This window comes from Microbulbifer sp. MLAF003, from assembly GCF_030012965.1.
GTDB lineage: Bacteria > Pseudomonadota > Gammaproteobacteria > Pseudomonadales > Cellvibrionaceae > Microbulbifer > Microbulbifer variabilis.
The window spans coordinates 2,725,698-2,746,283 of the sequence record NZ_CP120232.1; the positions used below are offsets into that span (position 1 = coordinate 2,725,698).

At 52.7% G+C, this 20,586-nt stretch carries 23 protein-coding genes; 3 read left to right on the plus strand and 20 right to left on the minus strand.

Features of this window, described 5'->3' with window-relative positions:
* Positions 1 to 67: 67 nt before the first annotated feature.
* The 18 genes from P3339_RS12970 to P3339_RS13055 all read right to left on the minus strand — a co-directional run bounded on the left by P3339_RS12970 (position 68) and on the right by P3339_RS13055 (position 14,374).
* Positions 68 to 514, minus strand: a complete 447-nt coding sequence (locus P3339_RS12970; RefSeq protein WP_020415217.1) for a helix-turn-helix domain-containing protein — start codon at positions 512 to 514, stop codon at positions 68 to 70.
* 413 nt (positions 515 to 927) lie between these two features.
* Entirely contained in the window at positions 928 to 1,404 is a 477-nt protein-coding gene (bcp, locus tag P3339_RS12975) for a thioredoxin-dependent thiol peroxidase (protein ID WP_020415216.1), read from the minus strand.
* An 85-nt stretch (positions 1,405 to 1,489) separates the two neighbouring features.
* Positions 1,490 to 2,011: a DUF2244 domain-containing protein gene (locus tag P3339_RS12980; protein WP_040629442.1), complete on the minus strand. Its 522-nt coding sequence runs from the start codon at positions 2,009 to 2,011 to the stop codon at positions 1,490 to 1,492.
* Positions 2,012 to 2,184: 173 nt separating this feature from the next.
* A complete protein-coding gene (locus P3339_RS12985) occupies positions 2,185 to 3,165 on the minus strand; it encodes a malate dehydrogenase (RefSeq protein WP_282950743.1) in 981 nt (326 codons plus the stop codon).
* 131 nt (positions 3,166 to 3,296) lie between these two features.
* A complete protein-coding gene (locus P3339_RS12990) occupies positions 3,297 to 3,923 on the minus strand; it encodes a dUTP diphosphatase (protein ID WP_020415213.1) in 627 nt (208 codons plus the stop codon).
* A gap of 28 nt (positions 3,924 to 3,951) precedes the next feature.
* A complete protein-coding gene (locus P3339_RS12995; RefSeq protein WP_282950744.1) occupies positions 3,952 to 4,728 on the minus strand; it encodes a TatD family hydrolase in 777 nt (258 codons plus the stop codon).
* Positions 4,729 to 4,735: 7 nt separating this feature from the next.
* Positions 4,736 to 5,089, minus strand: coding sequence for a PilZ domain-containing protein (locus tag P3339_RS13000; protein ID WP_020415211.1), 354 nt, complete (start codon positions 5,087 to 5,089; stop codon positions 4,736 to 4,738).
* A 126-nt stretch (positions 5,090 to 5,215) separates the two neighbouring features.
* Positions 5,216 to 6,238: a DNA polymerase III subunit delta' gene (locus tag P3339_RS13005; protein ID WP_282950745.1), complete on the minus strand. Its 1,023-nt coding sequence runs from the start codon at positions 6,236 to 6,238 to the stop codon at positions 5,216 to 5,218.
* A 77-nt stretch (positions 6,239 to 6,315) separates the two neighbouring features.
* A complete protein-coding gene (gene tmk / locus P3339_RS13010; protein WP_020415209.1) occupies positions 6,316 to 6,939 on the minus strand; it encodes a dTMP kinase in 624 nt (207 codons plus the stop codon).
* 5 nt (positions 6,940 to 6,944) lie between these two features.
* Positions 6,945 to 8,006 (minus strand): endolytic transglycosylase MltG, encoded by a 1,062-nt coding sequence (gene mltG / locus P3339_RS13015; protein WP_282950746.1) that lies wholly within the window; start codon positions 8,004 to 8,006, stop codon positions 6,945 to 6,947.
* Positions 8,003 to 8,773, minus strand: coding sequence for an aminotransferase class IV (locus P3339_RS13020; protein ID WP_282950747.1), 771 nt, complete (start codon positions 8,771 to 8,773; stop codon positions 8,003 to 8,005). The genes mltG and P3339_RS13020 overlap by 4 nt, the downstream gene beginning before the upstream one ends.
* A 47-nt stretch (positions 8,774 to 8,820) precedes the next feature.
* A complete protein-coding gene (fabF, locus tag P3339_RS13025; RefSeq protein ID WP_282950748.1) occupies positions 8,821 to 10,062 on the minus strand; it encodes a beta-ketoacyl-ACP synthase II in 1,242 nt (413 codons plus the stop codon).
* Positions 10,063 to 10,252: 190 nt separating this feature from the next.
* Positions 10,253 to 10,489, minus strand: coding sequence for an acyl carrier protein (acpP, locus tag P3339_RS13030; RefSeq protein ID WP_020415205.1), 237 nt, complete (start codon positions 10,487 to 10,489; stop codon positions 10,253 to 10,255).
* Positions 10,490 to 10,712: 223 nt separating this feature from the next.
* Entirely contained in the window at positions 10,713 to 11,468 is a 756-nt protein-coding gene (gene fabG / locus P3339_RS13035; protein ID WP_282950749.1) for a 3-oxoacyl-ACP reductase FabG, read from the minus strand.
* Between the two features lie 46 nt (positions 11,469 to 11,514).
* Positions 11,515 to 12,459 (minus strand): ACP S-malonyltransferase, encoded by a 945-nt coding sequence (gene fabD / locus P3339_RS13040; RefSeq protein WP_282950750.1) that lies wholly within the window; start codon positions 12,457 to 12,459, stop codon positions 11,515 to 11,517.
* A gap of 53 nt (positions 12,460 to 12,512) precedes the next feature.
* The gene (gene plsX, locus P3339_RS13045) at positions 12,513 to 13,559 is read right to left on the minus strand and encodes a phosphate acyltransferase PlsX (protein ID WP_282950751.1); all 1,047 of its coding nucleotides are present in this window, start codon (positions 13,557 to 13,559) and stop codon (positions 12,513 to 12,515) included.
* Between the two features lie 3 nt (positions 13,560 to 13,562).
* A complete protein-coding gene (rpmF, locus tag P3339_RS13050) occupies positions 13,563 to 13,757 on the minus strand; it encodes a 50S ribosomal protein L32 (protein WP_020415201.1) in 195 nt (64 codons plus the stop codon).
* Between the two features lie 74 nt (positions 13,758 to 13,831).
* Positions 13,832 to 14,374 carry a YceD family protein gene (locus tag P3339_RS13055; RefSeq protein WP_282950752.1) on the minus strand — a complete coding sequence of 181 codons (543 nt, stop codon included), beginning with the start codon at positions 14,372 to 14,374 and terminating at the stop codon, positions 13,832 to 13,834.
* A gap of 108 nt (positions 14,375 to 14,482) precedes the next feature.
* Here P3339_RS13055 and P3339_RS13060 point away from each other — a divergent pair, with 108 nt between their 5' ends.
* Positions 14,483 to 15,097, plus strand: coding sequence for a Maf family protein (locus tag P3339_RS13060; RefSeq protein ID WP_020415199.1), 615 nt, complete (start codon positions 14,483 to 14,485; stop codon positions 15,095 to 15,097).
* Here P3339_RS13060 and P3339_RS13065 read toward each other — a convergent pair.
* A complete protein-coding gene (locus tag P3339_RS13065) occupies positions 15,072 to 15,716 on the minus strand; it encodes an HAD-IA family hydrolase (RefSeq protein ID WP_282950753.1) in 645 nt (214 codons plus the stop codon). The two genes, P3339_RS13060 and P3339_RS13065, sit on opposite strands and share 26 nt — an antisense overlap.
* A gap of 13 nt (positions 15,717 to 15,729) precedes the next feature.
* A complete protein-coding gene (rluC, locus tag P3339_RS13070) occupies positions 15,730 to 16,725 on the minus strand; it encodes a 23S rRNA pseudouridine(955/2504/2580) synthase RluC (protein WP_282950754.1) in 996 nt (331 codons plus the stop codon).
* Between rluC and P3339_RS13075 the strand changes: the two genes are divergently transcribed.
* Together P3339_RS13075 and rne are read left to right on the plus strand one after the other, a co-directional pair.
* Positions 16,724 to 16,903, plus strand: coding sequence for a hypothetical protein (locus tag P3339_RS13075; RefSeq protein ID WP_157533707.1), 180 nt, complete (start codon positions 16,724 to 16,726; stop codon positions 16,901 to 16,903). The two genes, rluC and P3339_RS13075, sit on opposite strands and share 2 nt — an antisense overlap.
* A gap of 625 nt (positions 16,904 to 17,528) precedes the next feature.
* Positions 17,529 to 20,546: a ribonuclease E gene (rne, locus tag P3339_RS13080; RefSeq protein WP_282950755.1), complete on the plus strand. Its 3,018-nt coding sequence runs from the start codon at positions 17,529 to 17,531 to the stop codon at positions 20,544 to 20,546.
* Positions 20,547 to 20,586: the final 40 nt, after the last annotated feature.

Sequence of the window (20,586 nt, forward strand, 5' to 3'; positions counted from 1 at the left end):
ACGGGTTTACCCCGTCGAGGCAACGGATCGGGCCGACCAGAGCAAGATCGGCCAAACCAATTTCCACTTAAAAGCGCTGGCGAACCTGGCGTCGATAGCCAGTAGGCGACATACCGGTCCAACGTTTAAAAGCGCTGGTAAAGCTGGTTCTGTCGGAGAAATCCAGAATCCTTGAAATTCCATCAACACTGAGCGCAGTATCCTTCAGGAAGTGCACTGCATGGCGAAAACGCACATGATCGCGCAGTGAGGCGAAGCTCAGATTGTGCTCTTGTAAACGACGCTGCAGTGTCCGGGTAGACATGCTTAAGTCGGAAGCAACGGGGCGAATTGCGAGAGAGGCCTTACCGATGCGCTGCTCAAGCACATCGATCACTCTGGCAGCAATGCCAAAGCTGGTAGCCTCGGGGGGAGCCAGCAGCTGGTCGAGGATATTCGGATCACCGGATATCCTAGCCTGCTGAAGGGATTTATCTTCAGAGAGCGAAGTCTGGTCGGGCTGAGTATGGTTCATCGAGCTGCTCCTTTTGAGTTCCGTGAGCCGCAGTTATTTTTCTATGTCCGCATCAAGCGAATCCCGATTGCCCCTGCCCACTCCAACACCAACTTCTTCAGCGGGCTACCACTCGATGCGGGATGCACCAAAAACAGACATCGAATCCTTCACAGAGATGTACAATTTTTAAACTAACCGCTCCGGCAATACCCCACAGAGACACACTCTCTCGCCGGCGCACCTTTCCTTTACAACGACCAGTATAGACCAAGAATTGAGAATGCAAGGGACGACAGCGGTTTTTTTCATCTTATTGTGCTGTATAGGGCAGAAATACATGGCTGCAGTGCTCGTTTTCCATGCCAAACACCAAAAAGCAGGGCCCAGAGGCACCCAGAGCACCCGCTAAACTATCACTTACGCCGAATTAACTAATCAAGGTTCTCCCCAATCCAGTTAAGGACATCCTCGCTGTGAGTCTTGGTTTTGACTTTATCAATGATATGACGCAAGCGGCCGGTCTGATCAATAATAAAGGTAGTTCTGATCAACCCCATATATTCCTTACCCATAAATTTCTTCAAGCCCCAACAGCCATACTTGTCCGCGATCTTGTGATCTTCATCAGACAGGAGATCAAAATTGAGTTCGTGCTTGTCGATAAAACGTTGCAGCTTGGCTTCTGGATCCGGGCTGACTCCGAGAACCACGGTATTAAGTTTTTCAAAGTCACTACTACTATCGCGGATACCACAGGCTTGGGTGGTACAACCTGGCGTCAGAGCTTTCGGGTAGAAATAAAGCACAACATTACTTTTGTCACGAAAGTCTTTAAGAGAAACCTTCTCACCACTTTGGTTGGTAAGAGTAAAAGCCGGTGCTAAATTGCCGATTTTGGGAAAAGCCATAAGAAATCCCCTGGGGAGTAGTTACAAATATTGTCGGGGATTATATCGAAAAGTGGATAAGGAGGACGCCAGTACTGCTGAGAAATCAGAATTGACGTAAATGAAACTCCTGCTCCTTGCGAGCAATGATACCGATCCGACCCAGCTTCTGTACCAGCTCAGCCTTCTCCGCATCAGTGAGGAACTCCCCCACTTCCAGGCAGCCCTCAGGCCCACTGAAGCTCACTTTGGCCGGTTCAGCGGAGCTCGCCCCCATACGAACAAGAAGGGCCAGCTTATCTCGGGAAAACTCGCGGTGGTAAACACTCTGCTGCCTAAAGCCCTTACAGCAATCAAAAACCACCTGCTCATTATTAATTCGTATAACCTCACGACGTGTTCCCTCCATGCACACGTAGGCAAACAAAACCCCCAACAGCAGGATCTCAAGGCCGGCAAATGGCAGGATCATCCAGGCTCCAGCAAAGGCAAAGGCAAAGCTAATGCCCAAGGAGACTGCAACAAGAGAGAAAAACACCCATAAGTTGCCAGAAACCGACAGGGATTGATTCGGCTGTAAGAGAATACAGGCACAGCGGGAGGAGTGGCGGCCGACTTCTGTGACCATAGCAAACGCTTCCGACAAACACTTAACAATCAGTGTAGTGCCAGCATCCCAAGCCCACATCCGGCGGGCGACTCATTGGTTCAACCTTTAAGTCACACCATAAAAAAACCCGCACTAGCTGTGCGGGTTTTTAATGCCACCCTGTCTAACGACAGGCTGTCAATTCATTGCGATTATGGCAGCAGGTGAGCTACTGCATCACGCTCTTCCGCCAGCTCCTGCTCTGTAGCAGCCATTTTCTCGCGGGAGAATTCGTTGATTTCTACGCCTTGCACGATTTCCCAGTCGCCGCCTTTACAGGTGCAAGGGAAGGAGTAAATCAAACCTTCTTGAATATCATAGGAACCATCGCTGTAAACAGCCATGCTGGTCCAATCACCTTCAGCAGTACCCAACGCCCAATCGCGCATATGGTCAATAGCGGCGTTAGCCGCGGAAGCGGCAGAAGATGCACCGCGTGCCTTGATGATAGCGGCACCGCGCTGCTGCACGGTTGGGATAAAGTCGTTCTCGTACCAGTCTTGCTCCACTTTATCCATTGCCGGGGTGCCAGATACTTTAACCTGGTGAAGGTCTGGATACTGAGTGGAGGAATGGTTGCCCCAGATGGTCATGTGGGTAATGTCATTAACACTGGACTCAGTCTTATTGGCCAGTTGCGACAATGCGCGATTATGGTCCAGACGGGTCATAGCGGTAAAATTGCGTGGATCCAGGTCCGGCGCATTGCGCTGGGCAATCAAGGCATTGGTATTAGCCGGGTTGCCAACAACCAGAACTTTTACGTTGCGAGAGGCAACATCGTTCAGGGCCTTGCCCTGCGCGGAAAAAATTGCAGCGTTGGCTTCCAATAAGTCCTTACGCTCCATACCCGGTCCACGGGGGCGCGCACCTACGAGCAGAGCGTAGTCAGCGTCTTTGAACGCAACAGTAGCGTCATCGCTCTGTACAATACCCGCGAGCAGCGGGAAAGCACAGTCTTCGAGCTCCATGGCAACGCCTTTTAGCGCTTCCAATGCCGGAGTGATTTCCAACAGCTGCAAAATAACTGGTTGATCTTTACCCAGCATCTCGCCGGAAGCAATACGGAACAGCAGCGAATAGCTGATCTGACCGGCGGCGCCGGTAACAGCAACACGAACAGGTGCTTTCACGATAGTTCTCCTCGTTTGTAAGCGGCCGCATTATAGGGCCTCGTGTGCAAATTTCACCTCAAGCGATAGAATTACTGGCTCAATTTCTTGGTGAATTTCTTTATCGTCCAACCAACGCATTAAAAGAACGATTATGCCAGTGCAATTTCTCGATAACGCTCTTGTAGAGAGCAATAGACCTGGTCACTGTAATCCGCCGCAGAAGGATCGAGCTGCCCGGCAATTTCTGCCAGGTGTTCATTGTCTTCTCGACCAGCCCAGTTCTTTATATAAGTGCCTTCTTTATAACCGTTATCCTGACGAAAACGGTTGAGTACATTTTTACCAACATATCGCTGGTACAGTTCAGCAAAGGGCATTGCCACATCTGCAAGTAATTGTGCAAAACCACCCAGATCGAACTGCTTACTGGCCAAAGTATTGAGCGTGAAAGATTCCAGGTTCTCGCGAAAATCACCTGGGGCCCGCAATCCCTTTTCTATTTCACCCAGCATAGTTTCAGCCACTTTCTCAGGTGACCCCTGCTGCAACTCCAGGCTAAGACCAAAGTGCCAAATATCTACCAGCTCAAGCTTTACTTGGTCGATTTCCGGCTGTTGTTTTTTCCACCACTTCCAGCCATAGTGATCAAGTAACTCTGCACTCTCTACCCAGATCGCCCGGTACCAGGCAAAATTCTGGGCCCGCCAATTTTCATTGACCACGGTATTAATTTCATCTTGCAGGGTCAGCATGACCTGCAACTGCTGCTTCATCATTCGGGTACTTCCTATAGTCGGGATCAGGCTAGGCTGCCCGCGGGAATAATCTGAAAAAGTTTTCTGTAGTTATTTCAGCCAGCTGTTCGTAGGGGATGCCACGCAATTCGGCAATAAATTCTGCCACCTCACGCACATAAGCTGGAATATTGGCTTTGCCCCGGTAGGGAACCGGCGCTAAGTAAGGAGAATCAGTCTCCACCAGCAAGCGGTCCAGTGGTAGCTTACGCGCAACATCGCGCAGCTCCCCAGCATTCTTGAAGGTGACAATACCAGACAGAGAGATGTAGTAGTTAAGATCCAAGGCGGATCTTGCCATCTCCCAGTTTTCAGTGAAACAGTGCAGTACACCAGCTGTTTCCAGGTTTCCATGTGTACGGATCAAATCGATAGTATCTTCACGTGCATCGCGGGTATGCACAATTACCGGTAATTGCGCACTCCCTGCAGCCTGTAAATGGGCGATAAAACTCTGCTGCTGAACATCTTTGGTTTCTGTACTGTAATAGTAGTCAAGGCCGGTCTCTCCCAACGCTACCACATTGGGACGTTCGGCCATTGCTATCAACTTGTCAACACCGGCCAAACCAGATTCCACATCGAGCGGATGGATACCTACCGAACAGACAACATCGCGGTAGCGAGAAGCGATTTCAACAACTGCGTCGACATTATCGAGGCTGATGCCAACACAAAGGAACTTACCAACACCACGATCGCGCGCCAATTCAAGCACCGCATCGAGGTCACCATCAAATTTATCGAGCTTTAACCTGTCCAAGTGACAGTGAGAATCTACGAGCATGTGTAAGTTACAACGTATGAGTGGGTCGGCTGGACTCAAGCGTACCGGCCAAATAGGTTTCTATCTTGTTTTGCGCAATATTATCTTTATCGCCAAACTGAACCCCAATCCCGGGAGTTCTGTTACCCTGGGCTCCATTCGGAGTAATCCAAATCACCTTACCTGCCACCGGGATCTTTTCCGGCTCATCCATTAGGCTCAGCAGCAGGAACACTTCATCGCCAAGACTGTAAGATTTATCGGTACTGATAAATAAGCCACCATTCTTCACAAAGGGCATATAAGCCGCGTAGAGAACTGACTTGTCTTGAATCTTCAGCGATAGGATGCCGTTGCGGGCACCGCCTCCCATGGCTTTCATGCTCAACCTCAATGTTCTTCAATGATGCGCTAACTTATCTGAGCGTACTGATTCTGTCCAGAAACAGCGCTTTTTCATCTTTTTCGCACCTGTAATTATAAATTTGCAACCTACTGAAAAGCGGCACTAGACAGTAAAGAGCCTTGCCCAGCGAATCATCAACTCCTCAAGCAGCAGGCGACGATTGGGGTTAGCCCCGCTCTTTAACCCTTTGCGCGCTTGCAGTAGGTGATCATAGAACCCAAAGAGAGGACGCAAACCCTCCTCCCCACCACCAGGTAAACGCTGTAAAAGCGCCATTAATTGGGCATCACCGGTCAAATCACAACTGCGTACCTGGGCCATTTGCGAGATCCACTGCTGCCAAAACTGCAGAAGCTGCTCTATTTCTGTGCACTCCGGAGGAGCCTCCCAACGCCCGGCAACTGCAACAGCACTGGCGCGCCCTTCAGCAATACTCGTGAGCTCCCGCAGGAACTTTTCACGTACTTCACGGGCTTGGGGCTCTGCCAACTCAGCCGCCAACAGGGGCGCACCACCAGACAGAGCCAGCGCACGCCGTGCCAGCTGTTCTTCCAGGCCTTGATTGTGCAGCCACTGCAAAGCCACTTCCTCTGCTGGAGAGGGAAAAGTAATCGACTGACAACGGCTGCGGATCGTTGGCAACAGCCCAGAAGGAGAATCACTAATCAGCAAAAAAATAACCGATGCCGCCGGTTCTTCAAGATTTTTTAGCAGGGCATTAGCAGCATTGATATTCATCGCTTCCGCCGGTGCCAGCCAGACCAACCGCGCCCCACCGCGGCCACTAGTTCGCGAGACAAAATCACCCAATTGGCGAACCTGCTCCACCTTAAGTGGAGAACCGGCTTTTTCCGGTTCTATTCTCAGGAAGTCTGGGTGGGAACCAGCCTGCCACAAGCGGCAATCTTTACAGCCTCCGCAAGCCTGGCCACCCTGCGGTTGTTCACACAACACCAACGCAGAAAAAGCTTCAGCAAATGCGCGTTTACCCAGGCCAGCCTGCCCTGTTAGCAGTAAAGCATGTGGGCAGCGCCCTGCCCGCCACTGGGCTCCAATGCGCTGCCACTGCAAGGCCTGCCAGGGCAACAGCTCGGGGATAGGTATATGTTGAAATGTTTCAGACACTGACAATTGCCAAGTTTAGATCCAGGAAATTTTTTAAATGAACACGCCCACTTTGCCAAAGAAAGCGGATATCCGAATCAAATCAGCAGGCGCTCCAGCTCCTGACCAAGATCCCGCTGGACCTGCTGCAGGGGCTGTCCGGCGTCAATGATGGCGTAGCGGGAAGGTGAAGCCTCGGCACGTTTGCGATAGGCGTGACGCACTCGTTGAAAGAAGCCCAAATGCTCACTTTCAAAACGATCGGCAGCACCGGTATTCGCTGCTCGTTGCAAGCCAATCTCCGGATCGAGGTCCAAAAGCAATACTTTGTCGGGACGCAATGTACCCTGTACAGTATTTTCCAGTTGTTCAATCAGTGGCCGGTCCAGTTGGCGACCACCACCCTGGTACGCATAAGTGGCATCTGTAAAGCGATCACAGATTACCCACTCACCACGCTCCAGCGCAGGTAGGATCACCTGGGCCAGATGTTGGGCACGTGCTGCGAACACCATCAGCAGCTCAGCGGTCGGATTCACAGGCTCTTCACGCTTCGCCAGGAGCAATTCTCTCAACTGTTCTGCCAAAGGCGTACCGCCAGGCTCACGGGTTTGAATAAACGGAATATTACGGTCTGTTAACCATTGGGTAATAAATTTCAGGTTGGTAGATTTACCAACACCTTCACCCCCTTCCAGGGTTATAAATTTTCCGCGCGACACTGTAACTAATTTCCTTTTGCTGGACTGGAGCGGTAATCCGCTCGTCGCTTCAGCTGATACTCTCGCACTGCACGGTTGTGCTCTGTCAGAGTTGTCGAAAAATGATGGGAGCCATCCCCCTTCCCCACAAAGTAAAGACTCCTGCCCGGCTTCGGGTTTAATGCAGCCCTAATAGCTGCACGTCCAGGCAAAGCAATCGGTGTAGGTGGAAGCCCATCGATTACATAAGTATTGTAAGGAGTCGATTGGCGCAAATGGGCGCGGGTAAGATTACCATCATAATCCTCTCCCAGCCCATAAATCACGGTGGGGTCTGTCTGCAACCTCATTCCCTTGTGCAACCGGCGAACAAAAACCCCCGCAATCTCGCTGCGCTCGGAAGGCTGCCCGGTTTCCTTCTCTATCAGCGAAGCCATAATCAGTGCCTCGTAGGGGGACTTGTAAGGAAGGTCATCCCCTTTAGCCTGCCACTCTTCCTCAAGAACCTGCCGCATTCGCTCATAAGCTTCTCGCAAGAGTTCGATATCGGTAGTACCGGATCGGTAAACATAAGTATCCGGGAAGATCCACCCTTCCACAGCGCCTTCGTCAAGCCCCAGTGCTTTAGCTGCAGCGCTGACAGTTCTGCCCGCTTCAGATTTTACAATATTCCGCCCGGACCTGATTTTTTCCAGGGCTTGTCGAAACGTCCAGCCCTCAACCAGAGTCACCCGGTAACTGGTGACCTCTCCTCTATTCAGGCGCGCAATCAGATCCATAGCAGTGCTACCGTGGGGCACCAGATATTCCCCGGAGTGAATATCGGTTTTACCTTCCCAGTAGGCGTAGGCGAGAACCAGGCGCGGCCAGTTGATTACACCTTTGATCTTCAATTCCCGGAGGGTTTTCGAAAGACTACCGCCCTTTTCTACCTGCAACTGTAAACCGCTTTCCTGCAGCTGAAGCGGTGTCGCCAAGGCTGCCTGCAGCACCCATGCAGAAGCTGCCACCAGCACGCACGCCAGGAGAACGCTGGCAAAAAAGGCCTTCCATAACTTACCGAGGGCGCCGGCCCGCTTTTTCTTCACCACAATGCTTCCACGATCAACTGCTGTAACCTCCGCGCACCAGGTCCTATCGACCAACTTTTATAGCCAATAATCTCGACAACAGGTATTACTCCGCGAACACTGTTGCACAGGACCACTTCATCTGCCTCACAAAATGTCTCGATGTTCATATCCTGCTCCTGCCACCGGATATGACCGGAAAGCCAATCCAGCATAACCCCATGAACACCACACCTGGTCAAATTTGGAGTTACCCAAGTATTTCCAAATCTCGCCAAGAGATTACAGCGCAGGCTCTCAATTACTCGGCCCGAATCATCAAATATCAAACCGTCGAGGCGTTCACCATCAGGCAGCTCGGCTCTCGCAGCATTATATCGACTGCGATCCAAAAATTTGCAGCCCAAGTTCTTACTTTCCGAGCTGAGCAGCCTAGTGCGGCAAGGATACAGGCGAGCACCAAGCTCCTCTTCAAGACCTCGCATCAGGGGCAGGAAAGCTAAGTCCCAGCACTCACGCCCATCGACAAACCCTACACGAAGTCGTGCAACTGCTGCATTTTGACTACATTTAGCAGCCAATTTTTTAATAAAGCGGTCAATATCAGAAAGAAGCAGTGCGCTGAGGGCAGAGCTGCGTACCAGCCGAGATCGGTGTAGAGACCACAGCGGCAGACTTCCGTTGTGACAACGCATGGTTTCGAGGATTCCATTTGCATAGTCACTATCGGGCACCAGTTCGCTAGCCCGGCGCCCTTTTCGGTAGAACTGCGGCAACTTGGACATACTCTCCTCGGGGTGAGAGTTGCCCGCCCTACGGCGGGCAGGCAGGGTCAGACTCGCTTAAAAATCAGCGAGCCATTAGTGCCACCAAACCCGAAGGAGTTGGATAACACAGACTCAATGGCTGTTGGCTGCGCCTCTTGGGGCACTAAATTAATATCGGCGCACGCCTCATCTGGTTCATAGAGGTTCATCGTGGGCGGGGCTATTTGGTCACGTAGCGCCAACACAGAGAATACCGCTTCGATCGCACCGGCAGCGCCCAAAAGGTGACCTGTCATAGACTTAGTGGAGCTAACAGCTAGTTTTTCAGTGTTACCTGCAAAAACCTTCTGAACAGCCTCGATTTCCGCTTTATCCCCCAGAGGAGTGGAGGTGCCATGGGCATTGATATACTGGATCTCATCAGCATTCATGCCTGCATCCTTGAGCGCATTCTGCATAGATAGCGCCGCACCCGCACCATCTTCCGGTGGCGACGTCATGTGGTGGGCATCACCACTCATACCAAAACCGCTCAATTCCGCATAGATATTCGCACCACGTGCTTTGGCATGCTCATACTCTTCCAGCACAAGTACTGCAGCCCCCTCACCCAGAACAAAACCATCCCGGCCTTTGTCCCAAGGACGGCTGGCAGTTTGGGGATCATCGTTACGTGTCGAGAGCGCCCTAGCTGCACAGAATCCACCGAGCCCGACAGGAGTGGTCACCATTTCTGCACCACCACACACCATCACATCGGCATCACCATACTGAATCGTACGCATGCCAAGGCCCAACGCATGAGTGCCTGTTGTACACGCCGTGGTCACCGCAAGGTTCGGCCCACGCAGGCCGTACTTAATAGACAGATTACCAGCGACCATATTAATAATGGCACCAGGCACAAAGAAAGGCGATACGCGGCGAGGTCCCTTCTCCGCAATTAACATCGCATTGTCTTCGATGGCCATAATGCCACCCATTCCGGAGCCAATGCAGGTCCCCATGCGCTGGGCACCCTCGCCACTCACCTCCAGACCACTATCCTGCATAGCCTGGATACCTGCAATCAAACCGTATTGCAGAAAAGTATCCATCTTGCGCGCATCTTTCGCGGGCATATAAGGAGTGGGATCGAAATCTTTTACCGTAGCTGCAAAGCGGGTTGAGAAAGCTGAAACATCAAAGGTTTCTATCGGAGCTGCGCCAATGGCCCCCTTCAGAATGCCAGACCAAGTTTCTCCTACGGTGTTACCCAACGGGCTGACTACGCCCATTCCGGTTACAACAACTCTTCTGTGCGACACTGCGGTCCCCCCGAAACTCTTGCGGCCGCTGCACTCCCCCGTACGGTGAGGGAAACAACATTCGGCCAGCAGTCACAATTCCATAGTGCTCATAAAAAGAGAGCCGCGCTATGTAACATAGAACGGCTCTCAGAATCGCTTGGCTACGTACAGACACTATGCTGTTCGCGCCTAAACTACCCAGCAGGAATTAACCAAGGTTGTCCTTGATATAATCCATTGCCAGCTGAACAGTAGTGATTTTTTCGGCTTCTTCGTCAGGGATTTCAGTTTCGAATTCCTCTTCCAAAGCCATAACCAGCTCAACTGTGTCGAGTGAGTCCGCGCCCAGATCTTCAACAAAAGAGGCTTCAGGCTTTACGTCTTCTTCCTTCACGCCCAGTTGTTCAGCAACGATCTTTTTAACGCGCTCTTCAATGCTGCTCATGATTCAATTTAACTCCTAGTGGGTAAAAATCTGTTTTAGTCGTTATTGTTATTTCACCAACTTAATTGACGGTGATAACGACCGGCTCACACAGCTTTTGGATAATTCAGAGGCCATTGTACCCCAAGTTTTTAGGGATGTAATGTACGGCCCTGCACCACCATCAGCAAATAACAAAATACTCCTAAAATCAATGAGTTAAAGAAGTATTTTTAAACAAACATCAGGTCATGTACATGCCGCCATTGACATGAATTGTCTCACCAGTGACATATCCTCCCGCATCGCTTGCCAGGAAGGCTACCACAGATGCGATTTCTTCGGGCTGACCAAGACGGCCCAAGGGGATTTTACCAAGTAGCGCTTCGCGCTGAGCTTCTGGCAACACCTTGGTCATATCTGTATCAATAAAACCCGGAGCCACAGTATTTACGGTAATTCCACGAGAACCAATCTCGGCTGCAAGGGACCGCGCAAAACCAGCAACACCCGCTTTAGTAGCCGCATAATTGCTTTGTCCGGCATTACCCATGCTACCGACTACAGAGCTGATATTAATAATTCGCCCCCAGCGAGCCCTGGTCATATCCCGCAAGCAGGTTTTGGTCATACGAAAAACTGCAGATAAGTTAGTTTCAACAACAGAATCCCACTCATCGTCCTTCATGCGCATCAGCAGGTTATCTTTAGTGATACCTGCGTTATTTACCAAAATCGTTGGCACCTCAAAGTCATTCTTTATGGCAGCATGAAGTCCGGCAATACTCTCCGCACTGGTAACATCAAGCACCATACCAGCTCCCTTGATGCCCTTTTCAGCAAAGCGCGTGCTAATTTTTTCAGCACCGCCTTCACTGGTGGCAGTGCCGACCACTGTTGCCCCCAGGCTACCCAACATATCTGCAATTGCCGCACCAATACCGCGGCTGGCACCGGTAACCAGGGCTACTTTGCCCTCCAGGGAAATCATTAGGCTCATACTCGCTTTATCCTTATTCAACCAATGGCAGTCGCCAAAACACTACTCAGACCGCTGTAGCTCTCAGTGCCTCATTGAAATTACTGGGGCTGTCGATGTTGTGGCAAGCAACACTGCGATCAATACGCTTTGTCAATCCAGCCAGCACCTTGCCTGGCCCACACTCAACCAACTGCGCAGCGCCATCGGCGATAATCTTGCGGGTACATGCAGTCCAGCGTACCGGGCGATAGATTTGCTCAATCATTAGAGCCTTAATTGCGGCAGGATCCGATTCAACTCCCGCATGCACATTGTGCACAACCGGAATTTCAGGCGTGTTAAATTCCGCCGCTTCAATCTGGGGAGCAAGCTTCTCCGCCGCTGGGCGCATCAACTCTGTGTGGAACGGGGCACTTACCGGCAGGGACATTGCTTTCTTAGCGCCGGCAGCCTTGCAGGCCTCTATAGCACGATCAACCGCTGCGCTATTGCCGGCAATCACTATTTGCCCAGGAGAGTTGTAATTTACAGCGGAAACCACCTCACCTTCTGCAGCACTGGCACAAGCAGCTTCCACAGCCTCATCTTCGAGACCTATCACTGCAGCCATAGCACCTGTACCCACAGGAACCGCTTCCTGCATCAAACGACCGCGCTCCCGAACAAGATGCACTGCATCTTTAAAGACCAGCACTCCAGCACAAACCAGGGCAGACCACTCCCCCAGGCTATGCCCCGCCATACGAGCAGGCTGGGCTCCCCCACGGGCACGCCACAGGCGATACAGGGCTACACTGGAAGTCAAAAGAAGAGGCTGGGTGCGCTGAGTGAGATTGATCGCCTCTTGCTCACCGTTCTGGCAGAGATCCCACAGATCATAACCAAGAACCTCTGAAGCTTCGGCGAAAGTGGCCTGGATTTCGGGAGCCTCTTGAGCAATCTCAGAAAGCATACCGATCTTCTGAGATCCCTGCCCCGGAAAGACAAATGCAAGCGCAGCATTGGTCATAAGATATCCTTAAACCTATTTGGCAAATTTCAGTAGGAGGGGGAACGTACTTCCTACCCCATTTCCTTTGAGTTTCGCTCGCCAGCCTGGGCCATAGCGGCACCAACCTTGGCGGCCAGGTTGGCATCAGCACATTCCTTCGCCGTCACCATTGCCCGGTAAAAAGCCTCGCTACTGGCTCCTCCGTGACTTTTGATCACGTTGCCCTTCACCCCTACAAAGCTGGCGCCATTATAGCGAGCGGGTTCCACCTGTGTACGCCATTTTCGCAACAGCTTTATGGCTAATTGGCCAAAAAAACGCTTGAAACACCCCTTTTTCTCGATAGTGAACGCTTTTTGACCCATTAGTCGAATCACACCCTCAGCGGACTTCATCGCCACATTTCCCATCAACCCATCGCAGACAACCACATCGACAGAACCGGTAAATATGTCGTGCCCTTCCACAAAGCCCACATAGTTGACCTCTGGATCCGCCTCAAGCAGCTCTGAAGCGCGACGAATCTCAGCAGTCCCTTTGTGTGCCTCCGAGCCAATATTCAGTAAAGCGACCTCAATACTCTCGCGGGGGATAGCCGTATGAATGTGCTGAGCTTCAATACCCATACGCGCAAACTGCAACAAATCTTCCGCGCTACAACCAACATTCGCACCGAGGTCCAAAAGATAGCAGGAGCCGTGGCCGGAAGGGACCGATTTGCCCAGCGCGGGCTTTCGAACGCCATCAATATTACCCAGTATGCTACGACTCAGGGCCAACAGCGCGCCGGTATTTCCCGAGGTAACCATAGCCTGGGCATCACCACTGGCAACCGCCTTCAAGGCCTCTGCCATAGTGGAGCCACGCTTGCGTCGCACGGCCTGCAGCGGATTACACTCTTGCGTAACAACCTGGGCGCAATCGACTATTTCAAGACGGTTAGAAAATCGGGTTTTGTGAAACTCAAGGATCAGAGTCTCAAGCTGCGCGCGAGGGCCAAATAACTTCAGCTGCGCATTGGGGAAATTTTGAAGAAATCTAATACAGGCCGGAACGACAGAGCGGGGACCTAAGTCCCCGCCCATTGCATCCACGGCCAATCGCAATTGGCTGGACAAGGCTTACTCTTCTTCGGAGCCGCCGCCGATTTCAATCACCTTGCGACCGCGGTAGAAACCGTCTTTGGTCACGTGGTGGCGACGATGCTTCTCACCGGTGGTAGGGTCCACAGAGAGAGTTGCACCAGCACCCAGGGCGTCGTGAGAACGGCGCATGCCGCGACGGGAACGAGTCTTCTTGTTTTGTTGAACAGCCATTGCTAGCTCCTAAAATAAACAAATTTCACTGGAACCGGGGCGCCTACCGGCGAGCCCAAACTCCTCGGATAAATCTAGGACTTACCCGAAGAACCCTTCAACTGCTCCAGCACTTTAAAGGGGTTTTCTCGTTGCTCACCCGCCTCCGCTTTCTCCTCACCGACATGAAAACTGTCCCTGGAGACGCATTCCTCATCGTGATAAGCCACCATCGGCAGATTGAGCAAAATTTCATCTTCAAGGATCTGGTGCAGGTTTAGCTCCTCGCTTTCCTGGATCACCGGATCCAGATCCTTGGGGAGGGCTTTACCCTGCTCCTCAGACCAAACGATACCCCAGCAAAACTGTGCCTCAATCTGCTCACGCACTGGGTGCAGGCAGCGCTGGCACAGCAGCTCAACAGTACACGACACTTTGCCGTTTACAGTGAGATGACCTTGCAGATCGCGCCCAAATTGCAATTCAGACACGACCTCCCCATCCACAGATTCCACGGCTGTACGCAGTCGATCCAGTGGTTCCCACGGCAAAATACCGTCTAAATACTGTTCACGCTGCACCAATTTCCGAGCATCAATGCTCTTTGGTAATACTGATTTTGAGGGGGCTATCGACATAAGCGCGCAATTCTATGGACTCACTCTACCCTTGTCAAAACAATTAAGGCGCTGCAGTATCGCGCGGTCACAAACTTCGACCAATCAATTACGGAAACACCCCCTGGAATGTCTCTTTCACTGATACTGGCCTCAAGCTCCCCCTACCGCAGAGCATTACTAGGGCAATTGCACCTCTCCTTTGAACATATTGCACCCCAGATAAATGAGGAGGCAAAACCCGGGGAGAGTGCCAACGCTCTAGCCCTGAGGCTCGCTGAGGAAAAAGCTCACGCACTGGCGCCAAAGAACCCTCAATCGCTGATTATTGGCTCCGATCAGGTAGCAGAGTGCAATGGCCGCATCCTGAGCAAGCCAGGTAACCGCGAACGGGCAATCACCCAACTCCGCGCCTGCTCCGGCAACAAAGTTACCTTCTTTACCGGGTTATCCGTACTTAACAGTACGACCAAGAGACAACTGAGCTCAGTAGAAATCTACACCGTTTACTTCCGTCAGCTCGGTATGGAGCAGATAGAGCGCTATATAGATCTGGAAGAGCCCTACGATTGCGCGGGCTCATTCAAAGTTGAAGGGCTAGGTATCACGCTCTTTGAAAAACTAGAGGGCTCAGATATCAACACTCTGGTGGGCCTCCCCCTGATTCGCCTGGTAGATTTCCTTGGTGAATTCGGCATCAGCCCACTAGCACCAGCAACTAGGGAACCAAAGGCGGCCAGCTAAGCAGGCCTGAGAACTCATCAATTATGGCCTTGGGCCGACATTCCCGCAGCCTGGTAGGACAGTGGGCGCCATAACTAACACCGATGGACGGCATCTCAATAGCCGCTGCCATGTCCAAATCGTAAACCGTATCACCAACCATGACAGCTTCCTCAGCCTTATGGCCGGTTTCAGACAGCAACTCGCTTAGCATCAGTGGATCAGGCTTGGAGGCAGTCTCATCGGCACAGCGACTAGCGACAAACAAATGCCCCAGTCCATGCTCTTTGAACTCGCGATTGAGGCCCCGGCGACTTTTACCTGTCGCCACTGCCAGCTGATGTCCGGCACAAAGCAGCTTATCGAGGGTATCCAACACCCCATTGAAAAGCGGCAAGGGTTCCACCCTCGCAGCCATCCACTCCTCTGAATAAAACTGCCGCAAAGCCAGCTTATCCTCACTTACAGCTTCAGGGAAAAGTGTTGCCACAGCCTCCGGCAGGCCGAGTCCGATAATATTGCTTACCGCCTCAGGTGCCAGGACCGGCAACCCTACCCGCTCAGCCGCTCGCAACATGCAAGCGACAATACGCGACTCAGAATTACAAACTGTGCCATCCCAATCGAGAATAACCAACATACAACCAGCAGACCTATTCTTCCCGCAATTTCTTCAACAACGCCTCTAACTCGCCAGGCAGGGGCGCTTCAACATGCACCCTCTCACCGCTGGGGAGCGAACAACGGACCGAAGCGGAGTGGAGAAACAGACGCTTTAGCCCGCGGGAGCGAAACTCCCGGTTTGTGACATCTGGGGTATATTTAGCATCCCCAGCTAAAGGGCAACCCACAAACTGTGCGTGAACCCGGATCTGGTGAGTACGCCCGGTCACTGGCACCGCCGAAACCAAAGTGGCCGCCTTGAAACGTTCAAGCAACTGAAAGCGTGTCTCTGAGGGCTTACCCTCAGGGTGTACTGACACCATACGCTCCCCACTCTTTAGGGTGTTTTTACGCAGGGGAGCCTCAACCAACCGCCGACCTCGAGGCCATTTGCCCACGGCCAGCGCCAGATAAGACTTGCCTATCTGGCCGTTACGCAATTCTGACTGCACATGCTGCAAAACGGCACGCTTGCGCGCCACCATAATGGCACCACTAGTATCACGGTCGAGACGGTGTACCAACTCTATAAAGCGACTCTGCGGATACATCTGCCGCAACACCTCAATCAAGCCGAGGCGCACGCCACTGCCGCCATGCACCGCAAGGCCTGCAGGCTTATTGATCACCATTAACCCATTATCATCATATAGTATGGATTCTTTCACCAGCTGGCGCAGCTGCTCTCCTGCAACAGGGGCCGGAGTTTGCTCGGCTGCACGGATTGGCGGCACACGTACCACATCCCCCGCCACCAACTTGTATTCCGCCTTAACCCGTCCTTTATTTACTCTTACCTCACCCTTGCGCAGGATTCGATAGATTCTTGAACGGGGCACACCTTTAAGGCGCGCCTGTAAAAAGTTGTCAATCCTTTGCCCTGCCAACTCATCCGGCACAGTTAAAAACTGCACGCCGCCAGAAGGGTTCCAGGTATCAGAGGGGCTATCGGCCTCAGCCGGTTTTTGGGGAGGTATACTTCGCATGACGCGCATCATAGCGCCGCAGCAGGGACAATTGAAGCACCCTCCTGCCCGTGCTATATTCGGCCGGCCTGAATTCCGCTGGTTTTCGGCCACTGGCAACTTCCCACATGAAGAGACAGCCATGGCTTCAGAGAAAATACCGCTGTTCGGCCGGTGCGCGGGAATGCCGCGTCATTGATAGAAACTTAGCTGATGAGTGCCTCCCAAAACGAGAACCCTATGGGGGCCTCAGCAGCAAAACAGCCCACTGTTAGGTGGGTAAATATCGCGAAGGTAAGACGGGCCGTGACCCGCAGCGCTTGAAAGGACGACTCATAAACTTGCGTCCCGCTTTGTAGAAAATAATGCCAGCGACCGCACTGGCTACCCGGGTGTTCCAGCTTCCACGTGCCCGGTGAACAAAATATAGAACACACAGATCGGCCAAAAGCCGAGCTACAGAGCCCGTATTGATGACGCAAACCTTGCCACCCAGCTAGAAACTGACCGAAGGGTGGCGCCCAACCCGGCCATGGAAGCCTATGGCACAGGTACAGGGCAGTACTAGCAAAAGGTACTTAAGGAAGAACGGTGCTAACCAATAGCGCCAACGGATAGCAGCATCGTGAGGCTTATCCAGAGTTTTTGCAGTGAGAACAATGGGCGAACACTCGTCTCAAAAAGCCGCGTAGATCGAATTTGCGGCAGAGCCAGTGCCACCCAATTCCCTGCCCCGCTTTCCGGTCCTCTCCGGTAGGCGGCCAACAAGCAAGTCTGCGAACAGCGGTGTCAAACCTTTGCGCAACGCAAGGAAAACGACACGCATGAAAAGAATGCTAATCAACGCAACCCAGCCTGAGGAGTTGCGTGTAGCCCTGGTGGACGGCCAGTGGCTGTATGACTTGGATATTGAGAACCGAACACGTCAGCAGAAAAAAGCCAATATCTACAAAGGCAAGATTACCCGCGTAGAACCTTCTCTCGAAGCCGCATTCGTTGATTATGGCGAAGAGCGTCACGGCTTCCTCCCTCTGAAAGAAATTTCCCGCGAATACTTCCTCAAGCAGCCCAAAGACATTGAAGGCCGCATCAAGATTAAAGATGTCGTCAAAGAAGGCATGGAAGTTATCGTACAGGTAGACAAGGAAGAGCGCGGCAACAAAGGCGCCGCCCTTACTACCTTCGTTAGCCTTGCCGGGCGCTACCTGGTACTGATGCCAAACAATCCTCGCGCTGGCGGTATCTCCCGCCGCATTGAAGGTGACGAGCGCTCGGAACTGCGCGATGCTCTGGCCAGCGTTGAGGTACCCTCAGGCATGGGCATAATTGTGCGCACCGCAGGTGTGGGTCGTAGCGGTGAAGAGCTGCAATGGGACCTCAACTACCTACTGAAACTGTGGGTAGCCATAAAAGAAGAGGCGGACACTTCCAAAGCACCGCATTTTCTTTTCCAGGAAAGCAATGTCATCATCCGCGCTATTCGCGACTATATGCGTGACGATATTGGCGAAGTGATTGTTGACGACAAAGGCGCCTTCGAACTGGCAGCAGAATTTGCCCGTCAGGTAATGCCTCACTACGCAAATAAAGTAAAGTACTACGAAGATGCCATTCCCCTCTTTAACCGTTATCAGATTGAAAGCCAGATAGAGACAGCCTTCGAGCGGGAAGTGAAACTACCTTCCGGCGGCTCTATCGTAATCGATGTTACCGAGGCACTGGTTTCCATCGACATCAACTCCTCCCGTGCCACCAAAGGTGGAGACATCGAGGAAACGGCCCGCAGCATTAACCTGGAAGCAGCAGACGAAATCGCCCGACAACTGCGTCTGCGCGATATGGGCGGCTTGGTTGTTATCGACTTTATCGATATGCAGAGCAAATCCAACCAGCGCGAAGTTGAAAAGCGCATGGAAAAAGCGCTCAGCATGGATCGCGCCCGAGTACAGGTTGGACGCATCTCCCGCTTTGGTCTCCTGGAAATGTCGCGCCAGCGCCTGCGCCCCTCCCTTGGGGAAACGACCTTCCGCGTCTGCCCCCGCTGTAGCGGCCAGGGCACTATTCGTGGCACCAAATCCCTGGCTCTCTCTATCCTCCGCCTGGTGGAAGAAGAAGCCAAAAAGGAGCGTAGCGCAGAAATTCGCGCCATCACCCCTGTGAATGTCGCCACCTACCTGCTCAACGAAAAACGCAAGGCTATTTCCCAAATCGAGTCCCGCAATAAAACCCGTGTAGTTGTAGTACCCAATGCGGATATCGAGACCCCGCACTTTGAAGTGCAGCGTCTGCGTGATGACGACACCGCCACCCTGGAAACCTCTTACAAGATTTCCGGTACTGTGGAAGAAACCATCACCAAAAAAGATGAGAAGCCGCAGCGCACTCCAGCCCAGCCGGCCGTACAGCAGATTGCCCACACCGCACCTGCCCCCACTCCGGAGAAAAAGCCAGAGCCGGGCCTGTTCAGCCGCCTGATGACTGCAATTGCCTCTCTCTTCAAGAGCGAAGAGGCAGAGCCTAAAAAGCACCAAAAATCTAAAAACCGCGGCAAGGATTACCAGCGCGACCGCAACCGTAATCGCAACCAACGCAGTGGTCGCGGTAACCGCAATGGCCGCCCTACGCGCCGTAAAGACGATCGCCGTGATGATTCCAAACGTGAAGATCAGCGGGAAGAGAAACAACAGACCAAGCAATTTGAAGATCGCGAAACCGGCGCCGAGCGTGGCGAGAGTCAGCGCCGCCGTCGTCGTCGTCGCAGCAATGACAATCGCCGCCGGGATGAAAGCCGCAGTGTAGTGGCTGAGAACGAGAGCACTAGCGAATCCTTTGAGCAGACAGGTGATAGCGGCGAACAGCGCCCTGCGCGCCGCCCAAGCAATGTACGCGGTCGCCCACAGGCCCGCCGCCGCGGCCGCCGCACAGAAAATACTGCTGCAGCTGCCGTAGCCCAGAGCCAGGAAGAGCTGAATCGCGAAGTCAATGAAGCCATTGATGAAGCGGAAAGCGAAGCCAGGAAGTCCAAGGAATTTACTGCAGAAAACCATGGCGAAACACCCATGCGCAAGAGCGAGCGCCGGGAACAAAAGCCAAAATCTACCCAAGCGCAACCCAAGCCAGCAGTAGAGATCCCTGAGCGTTCACCTGCGCCTGTGAAAACTGAGGTCGCAGCGGAAGCCCCTATCGAGCCCAAGCGAGCTGAACCCTACGCTGCATTTACTGCAAAAGTTGAAAGGGCTTCTACCCCTGCTACGGAAGCGACTCCGGCACCCACAAAGGAAAAAGAACAAACAACTCTCGCTGCCAAGCCAGAACCTGCAGTAAAAGTTCCAGCTGAAGGACCTGCTGCGACTCAAGGAGAAACAGAAAGCACAGCTCCAGCCAGAGAAGAACTGGCAGTTGAGGCAACACCAACCGCAGAAACTCTGACTGCAGCAGAAGCAACCCAGGCTGAACCGGAAGATGCCGAGGAAATCGCATTGTCCGAAGCCAATGAGGTAGCAGAAATACTGGAGCAGCACAGCGAAACCAGCGAAGTTACGGACCAGGTAGAAGTTGTGGCCGCAGAAGCTGAAGCTTCTGAAAAAGTTACCACTCCCGCCGCTCAAGGCCGTGCCAGCAATGACCCTCGCATCAACCCCAAGCCCCTGCTTGAACTTGCCATTGTGACTGAGCACCGCCAGGTAGGCTCCCAGCAACCACTGGATACCGCCCAACCTGCAGCGATCTCTCACAGCCCGCGCTCACTGTCCCGCCCGGCCAATGATCCGCGCCTGGCCCGCCAGACGACACGGGTAACCACCGAGGATGGTAGCGACCGCAATTCGGCAGAAGCTGGCTAAATAAAGCCACTAGAGCCGCCAGCCCCCCTGGGATTGGCGG